Below are 19,828 nucleotides of genomic sequence, written 5' to 3' on the forward strand. Positions count from 1 at the left end.
ACTTAATATACTTCCCTCAATATCTTTTCAATCGTTGTTTTTTGCTCTTCAAACAATATTTTGTATTTCTTTTTCAAAATTTCGAAGTAAACTTCTCCGTCCTGCGTCACACTATAATTATATAATACTTGACGTTTTCCTTTTATTTCTTTCCTCTTTGTCAGAAATCCCTCTGCCGACATATCATGTAAAGCATTTAATAATGTAGATGGAGCTGGTTGCCAGTTTCGAGTAATGAATTTAAATTCATCTTTAAACTCTTCCGCAATCATCGTTGGTCTTTTATGAAGAAGGTAAAGAATGTAAAATTTAGTGAATTGTGCAGCAGTCATATTTAATGCGAATTTTTTTGGATTTTTGTATTCTTCTTTATCTGACATGAAAAAGCTCCTTTCATCATTAAATTTGCTACTTTTATTATACTACTAAGTCGTATTATGTAGTAAATAATATTTTGATTATTTGGGTAATTAACAAAACCTATGATATTCCGTTTAATTAGCGATTATTTCCGAGGTTTCTTTCTTTTTCAATATCTCCTAGCTGCGGTTTTTGGTTTTTTAACGTTCTGAGTTGCTAGTAAGTATGAAGAAGTTCTCTGTTTTGTTACCCTCTCTCAACAGAATTAGATTGAAACACAAAAAGACGCTAATACTAAGCGTCTTTTTGTGTTATAAAGCTCCTATATTAAATTAATTAAAAGAGTAAAGCATTTCTGTCATAAAAAAACCTTATTTGTAGTTACATTACTTAACGTACTGGAGAACGGGACTATAAGAGTAAACGCAATTTCTACCATTTCTTTTGGCAACGTATAACGCTTGGTCAGCCTGTTCCATCAGCCTTTGTATGATTTGTCGGTCATCCGCTCTTGTAACTAGTGAAGAAGCTACTCCAAAGCTAGATGTAACTAAAATTTCTCTTGTGTTGATTTTAATTGAACTCTCCGAAATTTTCTTGCGAAGGGTATTTGCAATATCATATGCCATAGATAAAGAAGTATCAGGTAAACATATGATAAACTCCTCGCCTCCATAACGACCAATAATGTCCGTTTCACGTAAATTTTGTTTCGCTACATGCGCGACATGAGTTAATACTCTGTCTCCAGTTTCATGGCCGTATGTATCATTCACAGTTTTAAATAGATCGATATCAAACATAATGACGGATAAATCCCCACCTTTTATGGCAAGTTCATCCAAGGTTTTTTCTGAATTTTTCATAAAAAAAGTCCTATTGTATACTAGCGTTAATCCATCGATACTCGCTAATTTTTGTAGTTGCTCTTGTGTATTTACTCTTTCGGTTACATCGGAAAATGTGATAATTTGGCCGATATGTAGATTGCTTTTATTAACCAATGATGTAAATCGAATTTGATAGTGTAGCAATCTTTTTTCTACATCCATATCAAAATCAATTTGCTTCTCTTGCCTAATAATTTGGTAAAGCTTTTGATTGTCACTAAGTACTTCTTCGATCGACCTTCCAATTACGTGTTTCTTAAATTGAGGGATAACTGTTTGAATCGCATTGTTGTAATCAACAATTACTTTATTTTGATTTAATACAATGACCCCTTCCTTCATGTTTTCGAATACTTTATCTCGTGCAATCGGAGATACATTAAACATTTGATAGGAGACTAAAGCTACGAAATGTAGTAAAAAAGTGATACTCATAGACACTGGTCCGAGGTCAATTCCATATGGACTCATGCCATTTATATAGAAATGATTTGCTATGAGAGGAATAATAAGTCCAGCTACCATCGTTAATACTTGCATGCGAAATCTAAACAATGATTTCTTTAATTGCATAAGCAAAATAATCACACTTAACATGATGCATACAAATAAAAACATAGAATGAACATAAAACCACGGCCCACCCTCTAACTGTAGAATAGGAAATGGGGTGTCATTTCGGACTTCCATCGATGTGTAGTATAAGTGATGAAGATCATTTGTATTGTGCATAAAGATTGTAATGATAGGTGTAGCAAAAAGGAGATAGTAAATCCATTGGTTGATTTTGTGTCCAACATAGTCCAAACACATTAAGAGAATCAATACTGGTATGAACGGCATAGCAAGATATTCGATACTTAGCCAAAATTTCATTTGCTCTATGGATATGCTCGCTAACTCAAAACAGTATGCAAAAGTGAAAATTGTGGACATTAACGTTACTAATATATAATATTTTGCACCTGGTGCATCTTTCATCTTGAAAAATGCATACACGCATAAAAAAAGACTTAATGAACCTGCTAGCATTACTACTACTATATACATCAATAATTCTTGTGCCATATAAACCTACTCCATTTAGTTTCATTCATTATATAGTAGATTATCATCCTATTACTAGTATAATTTCCCTTAATTGTTTTAAATAGTTACAATTGTGTGAAAAAGACACTTTTTCTATCTTGCAATATTGTTTTATAAAAATGTATTTGTTGGTTTGGAATAAAGTTTGATTAGAAAATGCTATTCAAACCTTTTGTCATCATTTCTCCATTAAAGCGCCCGATTGCGGAGTAATGTCCGTATTCTTCATTACAGGAATGCTGCCTTTAACTTAATACCAATTATTTCAAAACCAAGTGATAAACTCAATCTTTTATCTTCATTCAATTTAAAAAATCACCCTCAAAAATAACCGTGATTTCTTAAAAGTATTTACTGGAGAAATCCTTTCTCAATTTCCCACTCAGTTGAGCATAAATCCTCGTAGTTCCACTCTTTTCGCAGCCAAGTAAACTCTATATCACTTCAAGAGGAGCTAGCTCCATTGTTAATCATATGAGTCCCGTAGCTGTGCCTTAATTGAAGTGGATGTATGCTCTTCTTAATTCCAGCTCCAGAAGATATACGCTTAAAGATGTATCTTATTAGTTCGATACTCATTCTTTTTTTTGTCTTCTTTCCGTAATGAACAAGCAAGGGTCCTGGTCATCACGTTCATCGAGATATCTCTTTAACTACAAAGAGCAACGAGTATTAGTACACCTCCCGTTCTTTATCTCTTTTCCATGAAAAATGACGGAACTTGCGGCAAAATTGATATCATCATGATTAAGTTTAACAATTTCGCCAATACGACAACCCATTGAGTAGAAAAATTTCAAATAACGCATTCTCCATGGCACTTTGACAGGACTAACGGAGATGTTCAATTTTAAGTTAGGTTAGGAATTTTGGAATTCGCTTCCCTAGCTTCGGTTCTTTCAACTTAGCTACAGGATTCTTCTTTGCCTTCGTCATTTGCCCATTTGAATATTGATTTAATGCACCGAACTCTATGAACCAAGCTAGAGTATGACACAGTTCTCCGTATTGTATCAAGGTGAGGTTTTTATTCCTTTAGAATACACAGCTACTAATGCTGTTTCCACACCGTTTATAGTTCCCAGATATCTCTTTCTGTTCAGTATAAATAAACATTCAAAGGTCCTCAAATTACTCTCAATCCCTACTTCTTTGTTTAAAACAAGTATAAAATGATTTTTACTTCAAATAATATAGAAAATCTATTGAGGGATATGTTTCAAATGACAAACCATCTAAATGAAATTAGCTGCCCTAATTATGAAAAAGTAAAATCCATCCTCAACCAATCACCAGACTTGATTTGTAGAACACTTGAAGTTGGTGGAGTTTGTCTCGAAGTTATTTTCATGAAAAATTTAATTAAAAAAGAGTTACTAAATGAGTATGTAATTAAATACATTCAACAACTTCCAAAAGAATACATAACTTGCTCTTATTTATTGAAAAACATACCAATGGACGAAGTAATGTCAAACCTTGAGGAACAAGAGGTTATCTCTTCGCTCTTAAATGGATTCGCTTATATTTACTTATCAGACGAAAGTAAAGCATTTATGGTAAATTGCTCCAACCCAATTGAAAGATCCATCGAAAAAGCAGAAACAGAATCTTTGGTATACGGTCCTAAAATATCGTTTACAGAATCATTATCTTCTAATATTAAAATTATAAGACAAAATCTAAATGATTCTAAATTGTGTACAGATGAATTAGAAATAGGAGAACGTGTTAAGAAGCAAGTAAGAATTATATACCTTAAAGATATAGCGGATGATGAAACCCTTAAAACACTTAAGGAGAGGTTTGAAAATATAAAAACTGATGATATTAGTGACAGTTCAGTATTGGCACAATGTCTTGAAGATAATCATTACTCAATTTTTCCACAGTTTATACTAACTGAGTTGCCCGATAGATTCATCTATTCTATTTTAAACGGAAGGATTGGTATTTTTATAGATAGAAGTCCAATTGCTATTATTGGACCTGCTAATTTTTTTTCATTTATTGAATCAACAGAAGATATATATTTGAGATGGTCCTTAAGTACCTTAATAAGATTTATACGATTTTTTGCTATGACAGGGTCACTTTTTTTTACAGCATTTTATGTTGCAACCATGACATTTCACTTTGAACTAATTCCATCTAAATTGTTACTTATAATTGGGCAATCACGTTCACAAGTTCCTTTTCCACCTTTGCTAGAAGCACTTTTAATGGAATTATTAATTGAATTACTTAGAGAGGCTGGGGCACGCCTTCCGTCAAAAGTAGGACAAACAATGGGGATTGTAGGAGGTATTGTTATTGGCCAAGCAACTGTTGAGGCAGGTTTAACTAGCAACATTTTAATTATTATCGTGGCATTTAGTGCATTAGGTGCGTTTACAGCTCCTATTTATGAAATGGGGACTGCTATAAGAATTGCTAGATTTCCTTTCATTATTCTAGCAGGAATTTGGGGATTAAATGGGATTATTATCGGAGTCAGTGTACTGATGGTCCACTTGTTAAAATTGACATCATTAAACAAACCTTATCTCGCACCTTTATACCCGTTTAGGATAAAGGATTTAAAGTACTTCTTAATACGTCTTCCACACCATTTTTATAAGAGACGTCCTGTTGTCACTCATCCAAAAGACACATTTCGCACAAGGTGGAGATTTAAAAAAACAGAAAAAGATTTAGATGAATTTTGAGGTGGATAATGAAATCAAATATTAGTTTTGTAAATGCCTATATTGCTTTCTTTATTATACACACTTCCCAAATTGGAATGGGCATACTTGGAGTTCCTAGGATTATTTATCTTGAATCTAAGAAAGATGCTTGGATCTCAGTTTTACTATCTGGTCTATTCATTAGTCTTATCACTTGGATTATTATTAGCATACTTAAAAAACATGGAAACTGTAATCTTTATGAAATACACGAAAATTTATTTGGTCGCTTTATAGGAAGTATCATCAATACCTTAATTGTCATTTACTTTATTGCTGTAAATTACTCTATTATCATCAGTTATGTTGAATTGTCCTTAACATGGGGATACGAAGGAGTTTATGAATGGATAGGCACCTTAGCGCTATTATTAATAACAATTTATGCAGTATCAGGTGGATTCAGAGTAGTTGCAGGAATATGCTTCTTATCCTTTTTGATGACTATATGGCTGCTATTAGTGATATATCCACCACTTGATTCCATGAACTTAACTAGAATTTTACCCGTCATGTCGACAACTCCGTCAGAAATGATGAAAGGAGTTTTTAAAAGCAGTTTTACAATGTTGGGGTTTGAGACTCTATTTTTTATTTTTCCTCTTATAAAGGAGAAAAATAAACTACTTCTATTCAGTCAATTAGCAATCTGGTTTACCACCCTTCTTGTTTTAATTGCAACTGTTATTTCCATATTATTTTTTAGCCCTAAAGAATTAGAAATACAGATCTGGCCTATTGTCAGTATGATAGGCGCTGTCCGTTTTCCATTTATTGAGCGCTTTGAATTTATAGCAGTTGCATTATGGATATTAGTTATTTTTCCGAATTTATGTATAACTTTATTCATTTCTTCCAAAGGAGTTAAACAAATATTTCATTTAAAAATAACACATGGAATATGGGTAATCTCAATAATCATCTTTATCATGAGTTTTTTTGTCACAAAAAGAGTAGATAACAACCGTTTTTTTGATAAAGTTGGTGAAATTGGCTTTTACCTTTGGTTTATCTATCCGATATTCTTATATTTCATTTTAATCATCAAATCTAAAATCTTTTTACGTTTAAAACGGAGTTGAAAAAATGAAAATATGGCTTATTCTACTTTGTTTCTTTCTCTGTACTGCATGTATGCCACAGGAAAAAATATTAGAAAGGCAAGGAATTTCAACTATTATTGGTTTTGACTTACTTGAAGAGGATACATACAAAGGCACTATTAGCTTATTACAATTCGACCGTAAACAAGAAAAGACGAGTGTAACCATTTCTGCCGTCGGAACTACAAGCAAACAAATAAGACAAAGGTTAGAGCAACAGACAAGCCACGACATTACCTCTGGACAATTAAGGACAATTTTATTTGATAAATATATGACAGAAATGATTGGGATTTCATCTTTTCTAGACACAATGCAACGAGATAGTAGCATCGGATCTTTAGTATTTTTGGCAATTACAAACAATGCTGAGAGTACAATTAATAATAAAAACTATGAAGAATACCCTGAAATGGGGTCATATATTTATCAATTATTAGATAAGCACGAAAAGAAGGAAATGTTAATAAACTCCAACTTACATGATTTTATTTCCACACTATATGAAATTGGTATCGATCCTACCTTACCTATTCTATCGAATGAGAATGGTGTAGCACCCTATTTAGATGGGGTTGCATTATTTAGGGATGATAAAATGGTTGGTTCTATTTCCATGAAAAAAACCTTGTATATAAAATTATTCACCAATCATAATGCTTTTTTGGGGGATATAACTTTAAATATTCCTGTAGAGGTATTAGAAGAAAAGGGAATAAAACTAGTCGAAAAGCAAAAAGGAGATAAATTTAATATTACAATTCACCCAATAAAGTACCGCGGAAATATTGAATTATCTCAGGAAGAGTCGGTTAATTTAAATGCATCTATTTTAGTTTCAACTATAGAATTACAGCCTTCTATTACTCTTAAAGATAAGGAATCAATAAAAAAAATGGAGCTAATAATTGAAGAAGAACTAAACAAAGAATTCGGGGATATAATTGAGGAGTTTAGAAAATTAAATACTGATCCAATTGGCATTGGAAGAAAAATAAAAAGTATAAGAAAATATTCCAATTTAAATGAAAAAGATTTGAGAGGAAAGTATTCCACATTAAATTTAAAACCAAGTATTAAGGTAGAGATCAAACGAACAGGGGCAATAGATTAGGAAAATATAGTAGAGAAAACTACGTTCACGAATTTACCTGTGAAGAACCTCATTTACTTATGATAAGGCTCACCATAACGCCTTTAAAGGTAAAATTAGCGAATTTCAAAATTTCTCATAATAAATTTTTTGAAATTTCCCTCCAAGAAAAAAGGATCTGGAAGCTTACTTTCAGATCCTGTCCATATTGAGGCTTTGAATTCCTTTATTTTCACATCAAACCCTTATGAATTTTTCAGTGGTAACTAATTATTAATTCGTTTGTTAACTTCAATTGTAATGAACTCCGGCAAATAATTGGGAGTACATCCTTTTGATACCATTTCATCTTTGTAAAGACCCGTTTTCTCACCAAGTTTAATACAACGTGTTCGATATTTTTCAACATAAACGCCTATCCAGCCTGCGGTGAAATTCATAGCCCATTGAACTTCCGGTTCTTCCTGCGTAATATTAGCTTCAATTGCAGATAGTAAGTCTGCGGTGTTATCAGGCGGTGTTTGTCCAGTCCATCTCAATCGCCCTTGAAAATACCAGAAAGCTCGCCTTTGAAGAGCAGAAGGACTATTTTCCCATATCTCCATCAATGCAATGTTCTTCTTGTCTTTAGTGAGCTGATTAGCCATTAACCAATCCATTAAGTTATTTCGCTCATCAAATGTGTGAGTCTGCATATCCTTATCAAGCTTATTTAGTACATCTTGTGAAAGAAGTTTTTTGTCCATAATTAAGATTGCCAATAGTCTGGGCAAAAACTTTCCGGTTGACCAAAGTTCCATAGCTAGTTCGTGATCCTTTTTAATGTCCTTCGCGATTTTTCGTAAGTCGCCTAGCTTAGTTTTACTATTGATCTGAGGTAGAATGTTTTCTGCTTTTGATGAGTGTTTTATTTCTGTGCTTTTATTTTTATTCATTTGACACAACTCCTTATTAAAGCACTGTTTCATAATATGTCATTGGCGGGATATTTCAATAACTAAATTTCGTTATAAGTCTTATTGCACATAATTGTACCATAACAATGTAAAAGGAGTGATTCATTTCGCCGTTACTTATGGTACGGTTCCCCACTACTAGTGCTAAACTACATCTTCAACAATCTGGTCATTTAATGGAATAATTTTATTATTACCTTTTATAAGCAGTGCAAATTCATCTCAAATCAACAGTATTTCTCCTACATATGTGTTAAATGCATTAACAAAAATGGGCTATACTATATGTAGGAAGGTGATAAAATGACATACAAATTAGATGATATTTTAATTACAGAAGATCAATTGAAAGATAAAGTGAAAGAAATAGGAGCCATGATACGTCAGGATTTTCAAGATGAATCCCTTGTATTGATTGTTGTACTTAAAGGGGCATTTGTCTTTGCTGCCGATTTAATTCGAGAACTAAATGGCGAAGTTACGGTTGATTTTGTAGCTGCTTCCAGTTATGGCAATCAAACAGAGACAACTGGAAAAGTACGCTTATTAAAGGATATAGATGTTAATATTACAGACAAAAATGTCTTGCTAGTGGAGGATATCGTCGACTCTGGCTTAACACTTAGCTTTTTAAAAGAGCATTTTCAACTTCATAAACCAAAATCCATGAAAATATGCACCTTGCTTGATAAACCGGAGCGTCGAAAAGTAGACTTAGTTGCGGATTATGTAGGATTTGTTATTCCTGATAAATTCATTATTGGATACGGTATTGACTATGCAGAAACGTACCGCAATCTCCCCTACATAGCTACTGTGAAAGAAGGGTAAGGCAGAACTTTCTGCCTTCCTTCATTGGCAGTTCAACATTCTATCAAAGGAGACTTAACAATCTCATTGTCTCTTAAACTACTTTACAAACACTTTTTTATTAAAATTCCCCGTACCCACCCTCACGATAATAAACCAGTACATGGTAATAATTCGTAACATTTCAACGTTCTATTGTGACATTTCTGGGTCTAAATGGTTAATTGAGGACTTGAACCTCAGGAGTCACCCCGAAACCCCTACCATTATTCAACGTACCCCGTTGATGGGTTTGTACTCGCTTTTTATTATCGCTACCAAACTATCAATTCTACTCCGACAAATCAGTAAGCCAATTCAGCTCTTGAATTTTTGTATCGACTTCTCGATATTGCTTAGCTAAGTCATCTACTTTTTTTTGAAGATCTTTCACATTAAATGGCGTTACATACTTTATTTCTGTTCTCGAATAACGATCCTGTCTCGTTGCCGCTTGCTCAGCTAAATCACTATAAACCTTACGTTCCTTAGCTAAGATTTCTCTTTTTATCAGCGCATCCCCAAGAGATAATTCATCATCAAACGCAGTTTGATGATTTGTTCTATTAATGCGGCTCATCAAGTCTTTTAATTCCTTCAATACCTCCCCCAACTCATTTTCTAATTCTTGTGGGCTTTCAAATGGCTTCTCCCCTTCTTGTATCCTCGCAATATTTAGCAATCTATGTTTTAATTGTTCCGCTCTTTTTTGATAATCAGCTCTTCTAATCAAACCTTCTGCTAACTTCACCCGCTCTTCTCTCCTTTACTTTTGTAAAATCTATAATTAATTTTAACATGTTTCGCGTTAAAATAGATGTAATTTTCTGAAAACCAAACAACATATGTTGCTACTTTAAGTTTGATACTATTTAGCTCTTAATCATATCCACCTGTTCCAGACGGCAATTTTTGATACTCTTTTTTCGTTACGATTAATTCTTTATGAATGAAATCAACAAAACCCTCTAATTCCAACAAATCCTGCGTTTGGCAATTGTCAGTAGTCCAACTAACTTCAAGTGTTTCTCCATTTATGACCATACTAATAATTGTCGATTCAACTGGATCTGAGCCACAATATGACCCATCTTCAGTCTGGTTCGTCACTTTTTTTGAACGTACTAACAATTCAATCTTTTTCATTTCCCCATATATTCTCTCCCGTTCCTCATTAGTAAAAACTAGTTCCGTTTGTACTACCCCATCTAAAACTAAGTCTTTGGTATATACTCCTTTAAAAGTATCGATTTCATTTTTCGCCCCTACACCATAGCTCATCTTAAAATGAAAATCATCTGGCATTTTATCAGGCATAGTATCTTCTTGAAGAGGCTTTGTTACGGTTGCTTTACCACTCCATTTGTTATTAGAACAACCCGTAGCTAACCCTATAACTAAAATTGCAATAGTTAGTAATTTCAATAACTCCACCGCCTAATAGCTTTTAAAAAATTTGACGTTAATTATATGTATACGTTACAAAGGGTCCTGAACTTATAACGTGAAAAACTGACGTTAAGTTCGGGACCCTATTAACATGATAATACTATGATTTTCTTTTACATATTTATCCTTGACGGACTATGTTTAAGTGAATGTGAGCAAATCACTTATTTTCTTCCTGCCGATAGCACTTATTAGGAGTGGTAAGCGTGGTCCATTGTTTAGATTTAAAACTAGTTGATATACGTGTTTGAAAAGGTCTTTTTGAGATTCTTTCATTGCTTTTTTATCCTCTTGGTGACAAATAGCATACACTTCTTTCATTAATAAATCTCCACTGATAGCTTCGTTACTAATGAAAGTAGTAAGTATTCGAAGTCTTTCTTTTTGTTCATCAGATAAAGTACGGTAATAAATCTCATTCTTCTCTTCATTAACTTTAATCATTCGATATTGATTCCAATGTTTGATCCAATAAGCTACACGATCACTTATTATCTTAAGTTCCTCTAATGCATATGTTTCCCCTATAGTAATTAGAGCGTTTTGCATGACCAATTCATTAAAATCTATCAGAGGAAAGATCCCAGCAACCTGAGAAAAGCTTGGCGTATTTCTCTTCACATCACCCTTGCTTAAGATTAATGACTGAATGATATTTTCATCTTGTACCATACCTTTAGCATAAGCGTTTTGATAGTGTTGAAATTCAGAAAAAATACGGATTACCTCGTCATCAAAACCTATATTAAAAGCAGCATTCGGTTTGTACTTGGCAAACATAAACAGGATGATCTCAGGTGTATAAATGTTCAATAAATCTTTAGGTGTGATGACATTCCCTGAAGAACTAAACATTTTTTGATTAGTGCCTTTTAAGCCGATAAATTCATAAGCCGTATAATCGGGAGCTTCAAAATTAAAAATCTCTTTAGCGATAATCTTTGATACATTGTAGCTGCCAGTTGCTGAGGAATGATCTCTTCCTCCTGGTTCAAAAACAACATCCTCTACCATCCAACGCATCGCCCAGTCCACTTTCCAATTGAGTTTTATCTGGCGACTAGTGCCAACTTCTTGCGATCCTATTTTTCCACAGCGGCACTCATAATCAATTCGATCTTGCTCTTCATTATAATAAATGATGGTTGTTGTATCCCTCAAGCAATCCTCACAGTACAAGGAGAGTGGATAAAATGCTTTCCGGTCATCATTCTTTGGATCTGTAGATTTAAATTGCATAAAGATATCATAAATCTCTTTTCTTCTCTTCAAGGCAATCGAGATATAAGGCGCATATCTTCCTGAGCGATATTCTCTATTCTGATATATGAATTCTGGTTTTATATCAAACTCTCGTAGTGCCCCTTCAAACTCCTTTTCAAAATGAATAGCGTAGCTACCTTCACCGAATGGATTCGGCACTTCTGAATACGGTATACCTAGATAAGTTTGATAGCTTTCTGGAATATTTTGCGGGATTTTTCTTAAACGATCAAAATCATCCCAAGAGAAAATAAATCGAGCTTTCTTCCCCAAATTCTCTAACGCTTTTACGACAAAATAGGTTGTGAGAACTTCGCGAAAATTCCCTACATGGACAGATCCTGAAGGGCTAATACCTGAAGCGCATGTGAATATCTCTTTTTCCGGATGCTTGGTTATTAATTTTTCAGCAATTTGATAAGCCCAGTGCATACCTTTCACCTCTTTTTATTAATACTTTAATCAAAGCAAATAAAAAACTCCCACCTCCAAGAATTAATCTTGAGGGCGAGAGTAAGGATTCGCGGTACCACCTCAGTTTACTTATTGATCACTCAATAAGCCTTATCAGGTACAGCCAAAAGAGCGATACCTTATCCCGATAACGTGGGAGATCGTCATAGCATCCCTAAGAAAATAAACTTAGTTCCGTATGAAGCTCAGAGGCTTTGTTCAATAAGATTTCCCTTCCCTTTTTCCACCATCCAAGGGTCTCTGTAAAGCTTCCTCTTATCTACTCGTCTCGTCATTGCTTATCATTGCAGTTATTAAATAATTCTCATGATATTATCAAATTCATGCAAGCATTTCAAGTAATTTTCAAAATTTTTGTGCATTAGAAGCTTTTTTCTAGCTCATCCACTAAAGATCCGACATAAGCCACTGCTTTTTGAATCGGTGCTGGAGTTGACATATCGACTCCAGCTAAATTCATAAGCTCAAGCGGCTTTAACGTTCCTCCAGCCTTTAAAGCGGATAACCAACGATTTACTGCTGGCTCCCCTTCTTCTTTTATCGATTGAGCGGCAGCTGTTGATGCGGTTAATCCAGCTGAGTACGTATATGGATAGAGACCCATGTAATAATGGGGCTGGCGCATCCACGTTAATCCTGCGCCTTCATCGATTTCTACAGCATCTCCCCAAAAATTAGCTAATAACTCTATTTTTTGCTCACAAAGAAGTTTCGCGGTAATCGGTGTACCTTTATCCGCCAATTCATAAACGCGACGTTGCAGTTCCCCTTCTAAAATATGGGTCACAAAGTTATGGTAATATGTTCCTAATGATTGCAAAATAACCCAGCGACGCATTTGATTATCCGTCGACTTAGCTAAAATATGCTGACTTAATAACATTTCATTCATAGTAGATGGCGCTTCAACAAAGTACCTTGATGGACGAGTATTAGAAATACTTTGATAACGAGACGCAAGGCTAAAATGACCAGCATGCCCTAATTCATGTGCTAACGTGAAAGCATTACGCATGGAATCATTCCATGTTAACAATATATATGGATGCACTCCATATGGACTTGAACAGAAAGCACCTGACGATTTTCCAACATTATCAGCTAAATCAACCCAGCGATTACGTAGCCCTTGCTCCATGATCTTCCTATATTCAGGTCCCATTATTTGCAGAGAATCAAGGATAAGCTGTGAAGCTTCCTCATAAGTTATTTTCGGATTATATGCTGGGTCAAGTGGCGCTTTTAAATCACTGAACTGCATGGATTCTAAACCTAAAACTCGCTGCTTCAACCTAGCAAAGCGACGCATATGTGGAGCCAACTCTGTTTGGATCGTATTTAATTGATTTTCATACATTTCCTTTGTTACCTGCTGCTCGTGCAGAAGCATATCGGTAACGGAGTCATAGTTTCGCATCCGCGCTTCAATCACTTGTTTTTTTACCTCTGTGGCATATGTCGCAGCATACGTGTTTTTGTACTGTTTAAGTGTCTCATTGAATGAATGATACGCTTTTCTACGGAGCTCCGTATTCGGTGATCCTTCATAGGTTGGAAAAGAATTAAATGTTAATGGATGCACCTCACCACCATTCGTCGTGAAAGAGGCGAACTGCATATCAGACGTTTTACTTCTTTCATAAATCATATACGGCGCACCATGGATTTCCCCAAAGGATGCTAAAACTTCCTCCGCTTCAGGTGAAAGCTTATGAGCCTTTGTTTCTAAAATATCGGTTAGCACCTTCGTATATAAGGTCAATCCTGACTCATGCTGAAGATATTCTAAGACAACTCCATCTTCTAACGCCAAGATTTCCGAGTTCACAAATGAAACACTAGCTTGGAAATTGGCAAATAGAGAAGCAACACGCGCAGAATTACCTTGATTTACTGGATTAGTTCCATCCTCTGATTGACGTAGCGAAGCAAATGTCATCACTCTGGACAAGCGTTCTGTCAATGCGTCTTTCGTACGTAAACAATCTAGTAAAACTTTCGCATTTTCATGAAGTCTCCCTTTAAACTTTGTAACTAAGTGAAGGTCCTTATGTAACGTGTGTAATTCTGATTCCCAGGCTTGTTCTGTTGCAAATAAATCACTCAAATCCCATGTTTGTTCAGTAGGTACCTCGGACCTGACTAACGTTTTTTTCATTACTTTAGTCATCAATAAGCTCCTCTCTAATAACAAAATATTTCGTATATCGAATTAAGTCCTTTTCATTATATAAGAATTTTCAATTAATTCAAATGATATTATTAAAATTTGATTAGTCATGAGCCGTATACTTCTTTTAAAATTTTTGTGGAGCCTTCTAATATTCCAACAAAAATTCGGTTCCTCATCTCTTTTCATAAAATAAATCACCGTTGGTTACATTAAGAAAATAAAGCTAGGAGGGTTCAACATCATGTCTTCAACTCAAGCACCGATCGCTTCTTCGGAATTAGCAAATTTGTGGATGGCTTATCAAGAAAGAACGATGATCCTTAGAATAACAGAGCATTTTTTGGAGCATGCAGAAGAGGAAGGAAAACAACTTCTTCAAACTCTCTCTAATAATGCCACGAAGAATATCGAGACAATTTCCAATATCCTTCATCAAGAAGGAGCAGTCATTCCAAATGGGTTTACAGAGAGCGATGTACGTAAATCAGTACCAAGATTATTTGATTTCTATTACGATATCATGTATTTACATATGATGACAAAAGTCGAGATGAATCTTTATGCACTTTTTACAGGTATGTCCTATCGAAAGGATATTAAGGATTTCTTTATAAGCTTGACAGCAGAAGCCTTAGCACTTAATGGCGAAGCAACTCAATTCTTATTGGAAAAAGGGATTTTGGTACGACCACCATATGTGACAATGCCTCAAGAGGTGAATTTTGTTAAAAATCAAGAGTATATGGGAGGGCTAAATTGGTTTAGTGATAAGCGAGTCTTAAATACAGTAGAAGTTTCACTTATACACCATGCCATTGAGACAAATCTAGTAGGAATGAAATTAATGATGGGATTTGCTCAGGTGTCAACCAATAAAGAGGTTCAAGCATATTTTGTGGATGGAATGAAATTATCCAAAAAAATTGAAGTGAAACTCGGTGAATTTTTACGCGATATCTATATTGAGCCGCCAGCTACACACTCTGGGAGAGCCACTACTTCAAAAACCGCTCCTTTCTCTGAAAAATTAATGATGTACAACACTAGTTTGTTAACTTCCTTTGGTCTAGGTAGTAACGCACTAGGAGGAGCATTTAGTTTACGAAGTGATTTGCCAGCTACAATGGCAGTACTAATGAAAGATATTTATGATTTTGCACAATCCGGTGGAAAAATTATGATAAAAAACGGCTGGATGGAAGAACCACCGCAAATGGAGGATCGAGATCAACTAACTAAATAGCAAAAGAAATCTAGTTTTAAACAGTTAATTAAGTGATCTAGAAAGCACATTTTAATAACCATTTACCTTTATTTTATATAACCGACTAAAATAAAAGATCGTCTACATTGTAAAGTGTAGCGATCTTTTTCGAATTCTTATAGCTTGTTGTGGAGCAAAATCATACATCTCTCGAATAGGATGTCTCATAGTTGCTACTTGAGCCTTGTTTATCATTAACTGCGAAATGGATTGTTGTAATAAATGCAATCGCCATACCTACTATCACAATAATAAAGTTCATTAAATCTGTTAGTGTCGTTGCGGGATTTTCTACTGTTAACGTAAAATAGACCGAGAAAAAAAGGACAAATATGAATACACTAGATAAAACGGTAACTTCTAAGACATTTTTAGTAGCCATTAAACTATAAAAAATGATTGGAACAGCAATTCCTAACGTTAATACTAGATAGCCAACGTCAAATATTCCCTTAGCAAACAAAAACTGTCCACTAACTACCCTCACCAATATAGCGGAAACATAAACTATAAATGCTGAAACGACTATATTTACTCCCAACACATTCAACTTATTTTCTTGCATTTCTTCCACATCCCCTGCTTGTTTTAATTATCGGAAAATTCACTATTCAAATTCATTATATACCAATAATTAAAAGCTACATCTAACAATTATGGAAAATTTGTGTATTTTTCAGAGGAACTGATAGTTTTCTAACGAGTAAAGGAATTTATTGACGAGTAGACGTTATTTACACATGATTAATAGCGCTCTAACTAAAAAATCTCATTAGACAAGTGTTTGAATGACACTTGTCTTGTCTAATGAGATCATCTATCAAACTCAATCAATTTAAATACTGATTAAGATTCATGTTTATTTAACTACACTACCTGCTTTACTTTGACTTTGCACCGACTTTTCATGCTGAAGGAGCCATTCCTTCCTCCACAAACCGCCTGCATATCCTGTTAATTTGCCATTTGATCCAATTATTCGATGGCATGGAATCACAATGCTTAATTTGTTTTTCCCATTTGCGCTTCCTACTGCCCTGATCGCTTTTTCATGCCCAATAGATAAAGCTAAGTCTTTATAGGAACCTGTTGTTGCAAAAGGAATACAGGTTAAAGCGTCCCACACTTTTTTCTGAAAAACTGTACCTTCGTAGATAAAGGGAAAGGTGAATTCTTGGCGTTTTCCTTTAAAATACTCATCTAGTTGCTCGTAGCAATCTTTTACTACTTTTGGTGTTTCATCCCGAAAACTATTTGAAACCTCATCTGTCTCCTTAAACATAATAGAAGAGATTGCTTCATCTGTACCGATTATTTCTAACACCCCAACTGGTGAATCGTAATCTAATTTATGTAGTTTCATCATATAAAGACCTCCATAGATAAAAAGTGGCATATGCTTGCCAGCCTTCCCAATATGTTGCCATCTCTGTAATTTCCTCTATTGTCGGCTTATGCTCTAGCCCTAATTGACTCTTTAGTGCGTTGTGGAGTCCGACATCTGTAATGGGGAATGCAGATGGATGGTGTAAACATTTCATCAGGACATAATCTGCTGTCCATGCACCAATTCCTCTAATGGCCACTAGCGATTTTTTCATTTGTTGATAGTCTTGCTTTTGGGACAGACCTTCTTTGGTTAATGTTCGATTCTCCATCTCTTTCGCAACTCCAATTACATACTCTGCCTTCCTACCGATAAATTGAAGCTTTCTTAAATCCTCTATACCTATTGTTGCTATCCTTTCATACGTTGGGTATAGCCAATAAGTATGTCCATCGACGGTTAAGTTCTCCCCAAAGTGTTCTACAAAACGTTTTTTCAAAGTGTAAGCAAATGTTAAATTAATTTGTTGGCCCATAATCGCCCAAGTCAAGGCTTCAAATAAGTCTGGAATACACATGATTCGTAATCCGTAATAGTTATCCACTAATTGCTGTAAGACTTTATCTTGACTAGCTACTTTATAAAAAATCTTCAAATCGGCTTCAAAATCAAACCATTCCCAGATATAAGCCTCAACCTCTCTCCGAATAGTTGTATCTGGGGCACCTAAAGGAAATTCTACTCGTATTATTCCATCGGTAAATCCCATTTTGAATAATACTAATTCAGTTTGCACTTTTAACAATTTAAATAAAAAATCACCCTGTATTTGGTGCAGTACTTCATGAGAGGATCTACCTAAAAACACTAAGCATTCTTCGAAATTAAATTCTTTTGGAGGAAAGATTTCTATATAGGAAATATGATCGTTCCAATTCATAATCATTACTCCTTACTGCTATTTCGATATTCAGTAGGTGAACAATTTTTCAACCGGCGAAACACCTTATAAAAATTAGAGGTGCTCAGAAACCCAACTTCATAGCAAATCTCCAAGTTCGTTTTACTAGTGTTTTTCAGAAGGTGTGCCGCTTGATCAATACGGATTTTTTCTAAATATGTTCGGGGTGTTTCTGCAGTCTCCTGTTTAAACAATCGTTCTAAATAATAAGCACTTAATCCCACATGAGTAGCAATGTCCTGTAATTCCAGCTTTTGTTTATGATGGTTTATTAAGAAAGCAATGACATTTCTTACAACACTAATGTGTGGGGAATGCTCTACTTCCGGCTGACATCTTTTGCAAGCGCGATAGCCAGCATTTTCAACTTCATTAATATCTTGATAGAATTCAACATTTACTTTTTTCGGTTTTCTAGATCTACAAGACGGACGACAGTAAATCTTGGTTGTTTTCACCGCTGTATAAAATAACCCATCATATGTTGAATCACAAGCCATGATTTTCTCCCACATTTCCTCAAACGATAGCTTGATTTTCTCCATGATAAACTGCCTCCTCCTGCTCACGTTCACGTTAAAATCAAAAACCCTTTACCTTGTAACTTTCTAAAACAGCTATAATCTTGTCCGATAGTGCATTAGCAACGTTTCTATTATTGTTAATTTCTCCTTGTTAACGATGTCCCTATTCTAACAAGGAATATGTTTTTATTTCGTCCTCATTCTTGCTCTTATGGTCGATGAAAATAATCTAATCTACCTGTCGACTTTTTCTGTCCATAATACAATTAGCCTAACTCATTTTATATAAGTTAGGCTTCTTTCCGTTTTTTAACGCTCCGTCTGTTACTAATTTCGAGTTAGTCTCCGCTTACCTGCTAGCTTGAAATACTGAAGCAGTAGCATGTATTTCCTTATAAAAATCATATAGGATTAACCATTAAACTTATAATTAATACTTCCTTTGACATTCGTTTGCAACGTAAATATTCCTCCTGCATGAGGATATTTTTCTAGCTGCTTCTCACTCGTATCTGTTCTAGCTGTAGTAATATATATATTGTTTAAATCGTTACCACCGAACGTACAAGACGTTACATTTACAGCTGGTACGGGGATGAAATCTAATTGCTTTCCCGTTAATGGATTCCATCTTGAGATTCCACTACCACCCCAGTGGGCAATCCAAAGCATTCCCTCTTGGTCAATTGTCATACCGTCTGGGAAACCGACATTATCTGAGAAAGTAACTACCACCTGTGGCTGTTCGATTTTTCCGGTTCGAATATCATACTTATATTGAACAACTTGCCTAGTTGGGGTATCAATGAAATACATAAATCTATTGTCAGGTGACCAGGCTAGTCCATTCGAAATGCTGACATTTTCAATTTGTTTACTTACCGATATATTTTCGTCTACAACATATAAGGCTCCTTTTTTCGCTTCACCCTTCAAATGCATCGTGCCAGCCCAGAACCTTCCTGCTGCATCACACTTTCCATCGTTAAATCGATTATCCACTAAATGACTCTCCGGATCAGTTAGCTTTTCTAATAAAGCGCTGTCCCAATCATAGAAATGAAGCCCGTTTTGCAACGCTAAAATAAATCCGCCATTTTCCCTCAGAGCCATACTACCGATATATTGGTCAAGCTTAACCTTTTGGGTAGTTTCTGATTCCGGTTCATATTTAAATATTTCTTTTTCCATAATGTCTATCCAATAAAGGACTTTTTTATCATAGTCCCAAATCGGCCCCTCACCTAAAGTCGCTTTTGCGTCTATTAACAATTTCACATTCAACTTATTGCCCTCCAACTAAAAAATTGTTGTGCTAATTTCA

At 34.8% G+C, this 19,828-nt stretch carries 17 protein-coding genes, 1 pseudogene and 1 other annotated feature; of the genes and pseudogenes, 5 read left to right on the top strand and 13 right to left on the bottom strand.

Going from position 1 to position 19,828, the window contains the following annotated elements; genetic code table 11:
* Window positions 1–2 precede the first annotated feature (2 nt).
* From BK580_RS12290 to BK580_RS23915, 3 genes and pseudogenes are all read right to left on the bottom strand, one after another.
* Window positions 3–380 (bottom strand): PadR family transcriptional regulator, encoded by a 378-nt coding sequence (locus tag BK580_RS12290; RefSeq protein ID WP_078380627.1) that lies wholly within the window; start codon window positions 378–380, stop codon window positions 3–5.
* Between the two features lie 366 nt (window positions 381–746).
* The gene (locus BK580_RS12295; RefSeq protein ID WP_078380629.1) at window positions 747–2,318 is read right to left on the bottom strand and encodes a histidine kinase N-terminal 7TM domain-containing diguanylate cyclase; all 1,572 of its coding nucleotides are present in this window, start codon (window positions 2,316–2,318) and stop codon (window positions 747–749) included.
* Between the two features lie 362 nt (window positions 2,319–2,680).
* A pseudogene (locus BK580_RS23915) lies at window positions 2,681–3,327 on the bottom strand (tyrosine-type recombinase/integrase); the annotation flags it as partial.
* Window positions 3,328–3,562: 235 nt separating this feature from the next.
* Here BK580_RS23915 and BK580_RS12305 point away from each other — a divergent pair.
* The 3 genes from BK580_RS12305 to BK580_RS12315 are packed head-to-tail and all read left to right on the top strand — an operon-like array spanning window position 3,563 to window position 7,285.
* On the top strand, window positions 3,563–5,047 hold the full coding sequence (locus BK580_RS12305; protein ID WP_211279028.1) for a spore germination protein: 1,485 nt from the start codon (window positions 3,563–3,565) through the stop codon (window positions 5,045–5,047).
* Window positions 5,048–5,055: 8 nt separating this feature from the next.
* Complete coding sequence (locus BK580_RS12310) at window positions 5,056–6,150, top strand: GerAB/ArcD/ProY family transporter (protein ID WP_078380631.1); 1,095 nt, start codon at window positions 5,056–5,058, stop codon at window positions 6,148–6,150.
* Between the two features lie 4 nt (window positions 6,151–6,154).
* Window positions 6,155–7,285, top strand: a complete 1,131-nt coding sequence (locus BK580_RS12315) for a Ger(x)C family spore germination protein (RefSeq protein WP_078380632.1) — start codon at window positions 6,155–6,157, stop codon at window positions 7,283–7,285.
* 245 nt (window positions 7,286–7,530) lie between these two features.
* Here BK580_RS12315 and BK580_RS12320 read toward each other — a convergent pair whose 3' ends face one another.
* Window positions 7,531–8,199 (bottom strand): DNA alkylation repair protein, encoded by a 669-nt coding sequence (locus BK580_RS12320; protein WP_078380633.1) that lies wholly within the window; start codon window positions 8,197–8,199, stop codon window positions 7,531–7,533.
* 324 nt (window positions 8,200–8,523) lie between these two features.
* Here BK580_RS12320 and hpt point away from each other — a divergent pair, with 324 nt between their 5' ends.
* Complete coding sequence (gene hpt, locus BK580_RS12325) at window positions 8,524–9,051, top strand: hypoxanthine phosphoribosyltransferase (RefSeq protein WP_078380634.1); 528 nt, start codon at window positions 8,524–8,526, stop codon at window positions 9,049–9,051.
* Between the two features lie 310 nt (window positions 9,052–9,361).
* Here the strand turns inward: hpt and BK580_RS12330 are convergent, their stop codons facing one another.
* The 4 genes from BK580_RS12330 to pepF all read right to left on the bottom strand — a co-directional run bounded on the left by BK580_RS12330 (window position 9,362) and on the right by pepF (window position 14,425).
* Complete coding sequence (locus BK580_RS12330; protein WP_078380635.1) at window positions 9,362–9,820, bottom strand: DIP1984 family protein; 459 nt, start codon at window positions 9,818–9,820, stop codon at window positions 9,362–9,364.
* Between the two features lie 128 nt (window positions 9,821–9,948).
* On the bottom strand, window positions 9,949–10,494 hold the full coding sequence (locus BK580_RS12335) for a hypothetical protein (RefSeq protein ID WP_078380636.1): 546 nt from the start codon (window positions 10,492–10,494) through the stop codon (window positions 9,949–9,951).
* A 165-nt stretch (window positions 10,495–10,659) separates the two neighbouring features.
* Entirely contained in the window at window positions 10,660–12,213 is a 1,554-nt protein-coding gene (gene lysS / locus BK580_RS12340; RefSeq protein WP_078380637.1) for a lysine--tRNA ligase, read from the bottom strand.
* 68 nt (window positions 12,214–12,281) lie between these two features.
* Window positions 12,282–12,539, bottom strand: a binding site (T-box leader).
* Window positions 12,540–12,616: 77 nt separating this feature from the next.
* Window positions 12,617–14,425, bottom strand: a complete 1,809-nt coding sequence (pepF, locus tag BK580_RS12345; protein ID WP_078380638.1) for an oligoendopeptidase F — start codon at window positions 14,423–14,425, stop codon at window positions 12,617–12,619.
* A 241-nt stretch (window positions 14,426–14,666) separates the two neighbouring features.
* Here pepF and BK580_RS12350 point away from each other — a divergent pair, with 241 nt between their 5' ends.
* A complete protein-coding gene (locus BK580_RS12350; RefSeq protein ID WP_408055261.1) occupies window positions 14,667–15,671 on the top strand; it encodes a DUF3231 family protein in 1,005 nt (334 codons plus the stop codon).
* Between the two features lie 160 nt (window positions 15,672–15,831).
* Here BK580_RS12350 and BK580_RS12355 read toward each other — a convergent pair whose 3' ends face one another.
* From BK580_RS12355 to BK580_RS12375, 5 genes are all read right to left on the bottom strand, one after another.
* The gene (locus BK580_RS12355; protein WP_078380640.1) at window positions 15,832–16,257 is read right to left on the bottom strand and encodes a hypothetical protein; all 426 of its coding nucleotides are present in this window, start codon (window positions 16,255–16,257) and stop codon (window positions 15,832–15,834) included.
* Between the two features lie 294 nt (window positions 16,258–16,551).
* A complete protein-coding gene (locus tag BK580_RS12360; RefSeq protein WP_078380641.1) occupies window positions 16,552–17,058 on the bottom strand; it encodes a methylated-DNA--[protein]-cysteine S-methyltransferase in 507 nt (168 codons plus the stop codon).
* On the bottom strand, window positions 17,042–17,959 hold the full coding sequence (locus BK580_RS12365; RefSeq protein WP_078380642.1) for a DNA-3-methyladenine glycosylase family protein: 918 nt from the start codon (window positions 17,957–17,959) through the stop codon (window positions 17,042–17,044). Before BK580_RS12365 ends, BK580_RS12360 begins: the two co-directional genes overlap by 17 nt.
* Window positions 17,960–17,964: 5 nt before the next feature.
* On the bottom strand, window positions 17,965–18,525 hold the full coding sequence (locus tag BK580_RS12370) for a bifunctional transcriptional activator/DNA repair enzyme AdaA (protein ID WP_078380643.1): 561 nt from the start codon (window positions 18,523–18,525) through the stop codon (window positions 17,965–17,967).
* A gap of 390 nt (window positions 18,526–18,915) precedes the next feature.
* Entirely contained in the window at window positions 18,916–19,788 is an 873-nt protein-coding gene (locus BK580_RS12375) for an SMP-30/gluconolactonase/LRE family protein (RefSeq protein ID WP_078380644.1), read from the bottom strand.
* Between the last annotated feature and the right edge of the window lie 40 nt (window positions 19,789–19,828).

Source organism: Sutcliffiella halmapala (genome assembly GCF_002019665.1).
Taxonomy (GTDB): Bacteria; Bacillota; Bacilli; order Bacillales; family Bacillaceae_I; genus Sutcliffiella_A; species Sutcliffiella_A halmapala.

What these genes read in the sequence shown, in the direction of transcription:
- BK580_RS12290 (WP_078380627.1), bottom strand. Translation starts at nt 380, where the DNA reads ATGTCAGATAAAGAAGAATACAAAAATCCAAAAAAATTCGCATTAAAT.
- BK580_RS12295 (WP_078380629.1), bottom strand. Translation starts at nt 2,318, where the DNA reads ATGGCACAAGAATTATTGATGTATATAGTAGTAGTAATGCTAGCAGGT.
- BK580_RS12305 (WP_211279028.1), top strand. Translation starts at nt 3,563, where the DNA reads ATGACAAACCATCTAAATGAAATTAGCTGCCCTAATTATGAAAAAGTA.
- BK580_RS12310 (WP_078380631.1), top strand. Translation starts at nt 5,056, where the DNA reads ATGAAATCAAATATTAGTTTTGTAAATGCCTATATTGCTTTCTTTATT.
- BK580_RS12315 (WP_078380632.1), top strand. Translation starts at nt 6,155, where the DNA reads ATGAAAATATGGCTTATTCTACTTTGTTTCTTTCTCTGTACTGCATGT.
- BK580_RS12320 (WP_078380633.1), bottom strand. Translation starts at nt 8,199, where the DNA reads ATGAATAAAAATAAAAGCACAGAAATAAAACACTCATCAAAAGCAGAA.
- hpt (WP_078380634.1), top strand. Translation starts at nt 8,524, where the DNA reads ATGACATACAAATTAGATGATATTTTAATTACAGAAGATCAATTGAAA.
- lysS (WP_078380637.1), bottom strand. Translation starts at nt 12,213, where the DNA reads ATGCACTGGGCTTATCAAATTGCTGAAAAATTAATAACCAAGCATCCG.
- pepF (WP_078380638.1), bottom strand. Translation starts at nt 14,425, where the DNA reads ATGACTAAAGTAATGAAAAAAACGTTAGTCAGGTCCGAGGTACCTACT.
- BK580_RS12355 (WP_078380640.1), bottom strand. Translation starts at nt 16,257, where the DNA reads ATGCAAGAAAATAAGTTGAATGTGTTGGGAGTAAATATAGTCGTTTCA.
- BK580_RS12360 (WP_078380641.1), bottom strand. Translation starts at nt 17,058, where the DNA reads ATGATGAAACTACATAAATTAGATTACGATTCACCAGTTGGGGTGTTA.
- BK580_RS12365 (WP_078380642.1), bottom strand. Translation starts at nt 17,959, where the DNA reads ATGAATTGGAACGATCATATTTCCTATATAGAAATCTTTCCTCCAAAA.
- BK580_RS12370 (WP_078380643.1), bottom strand. Translation starts at nt 18,525, where the DNA reads ATGGAGAAAATCAAGCTATCGTTTGAGGAAATGTGGGAGAAAATCATG.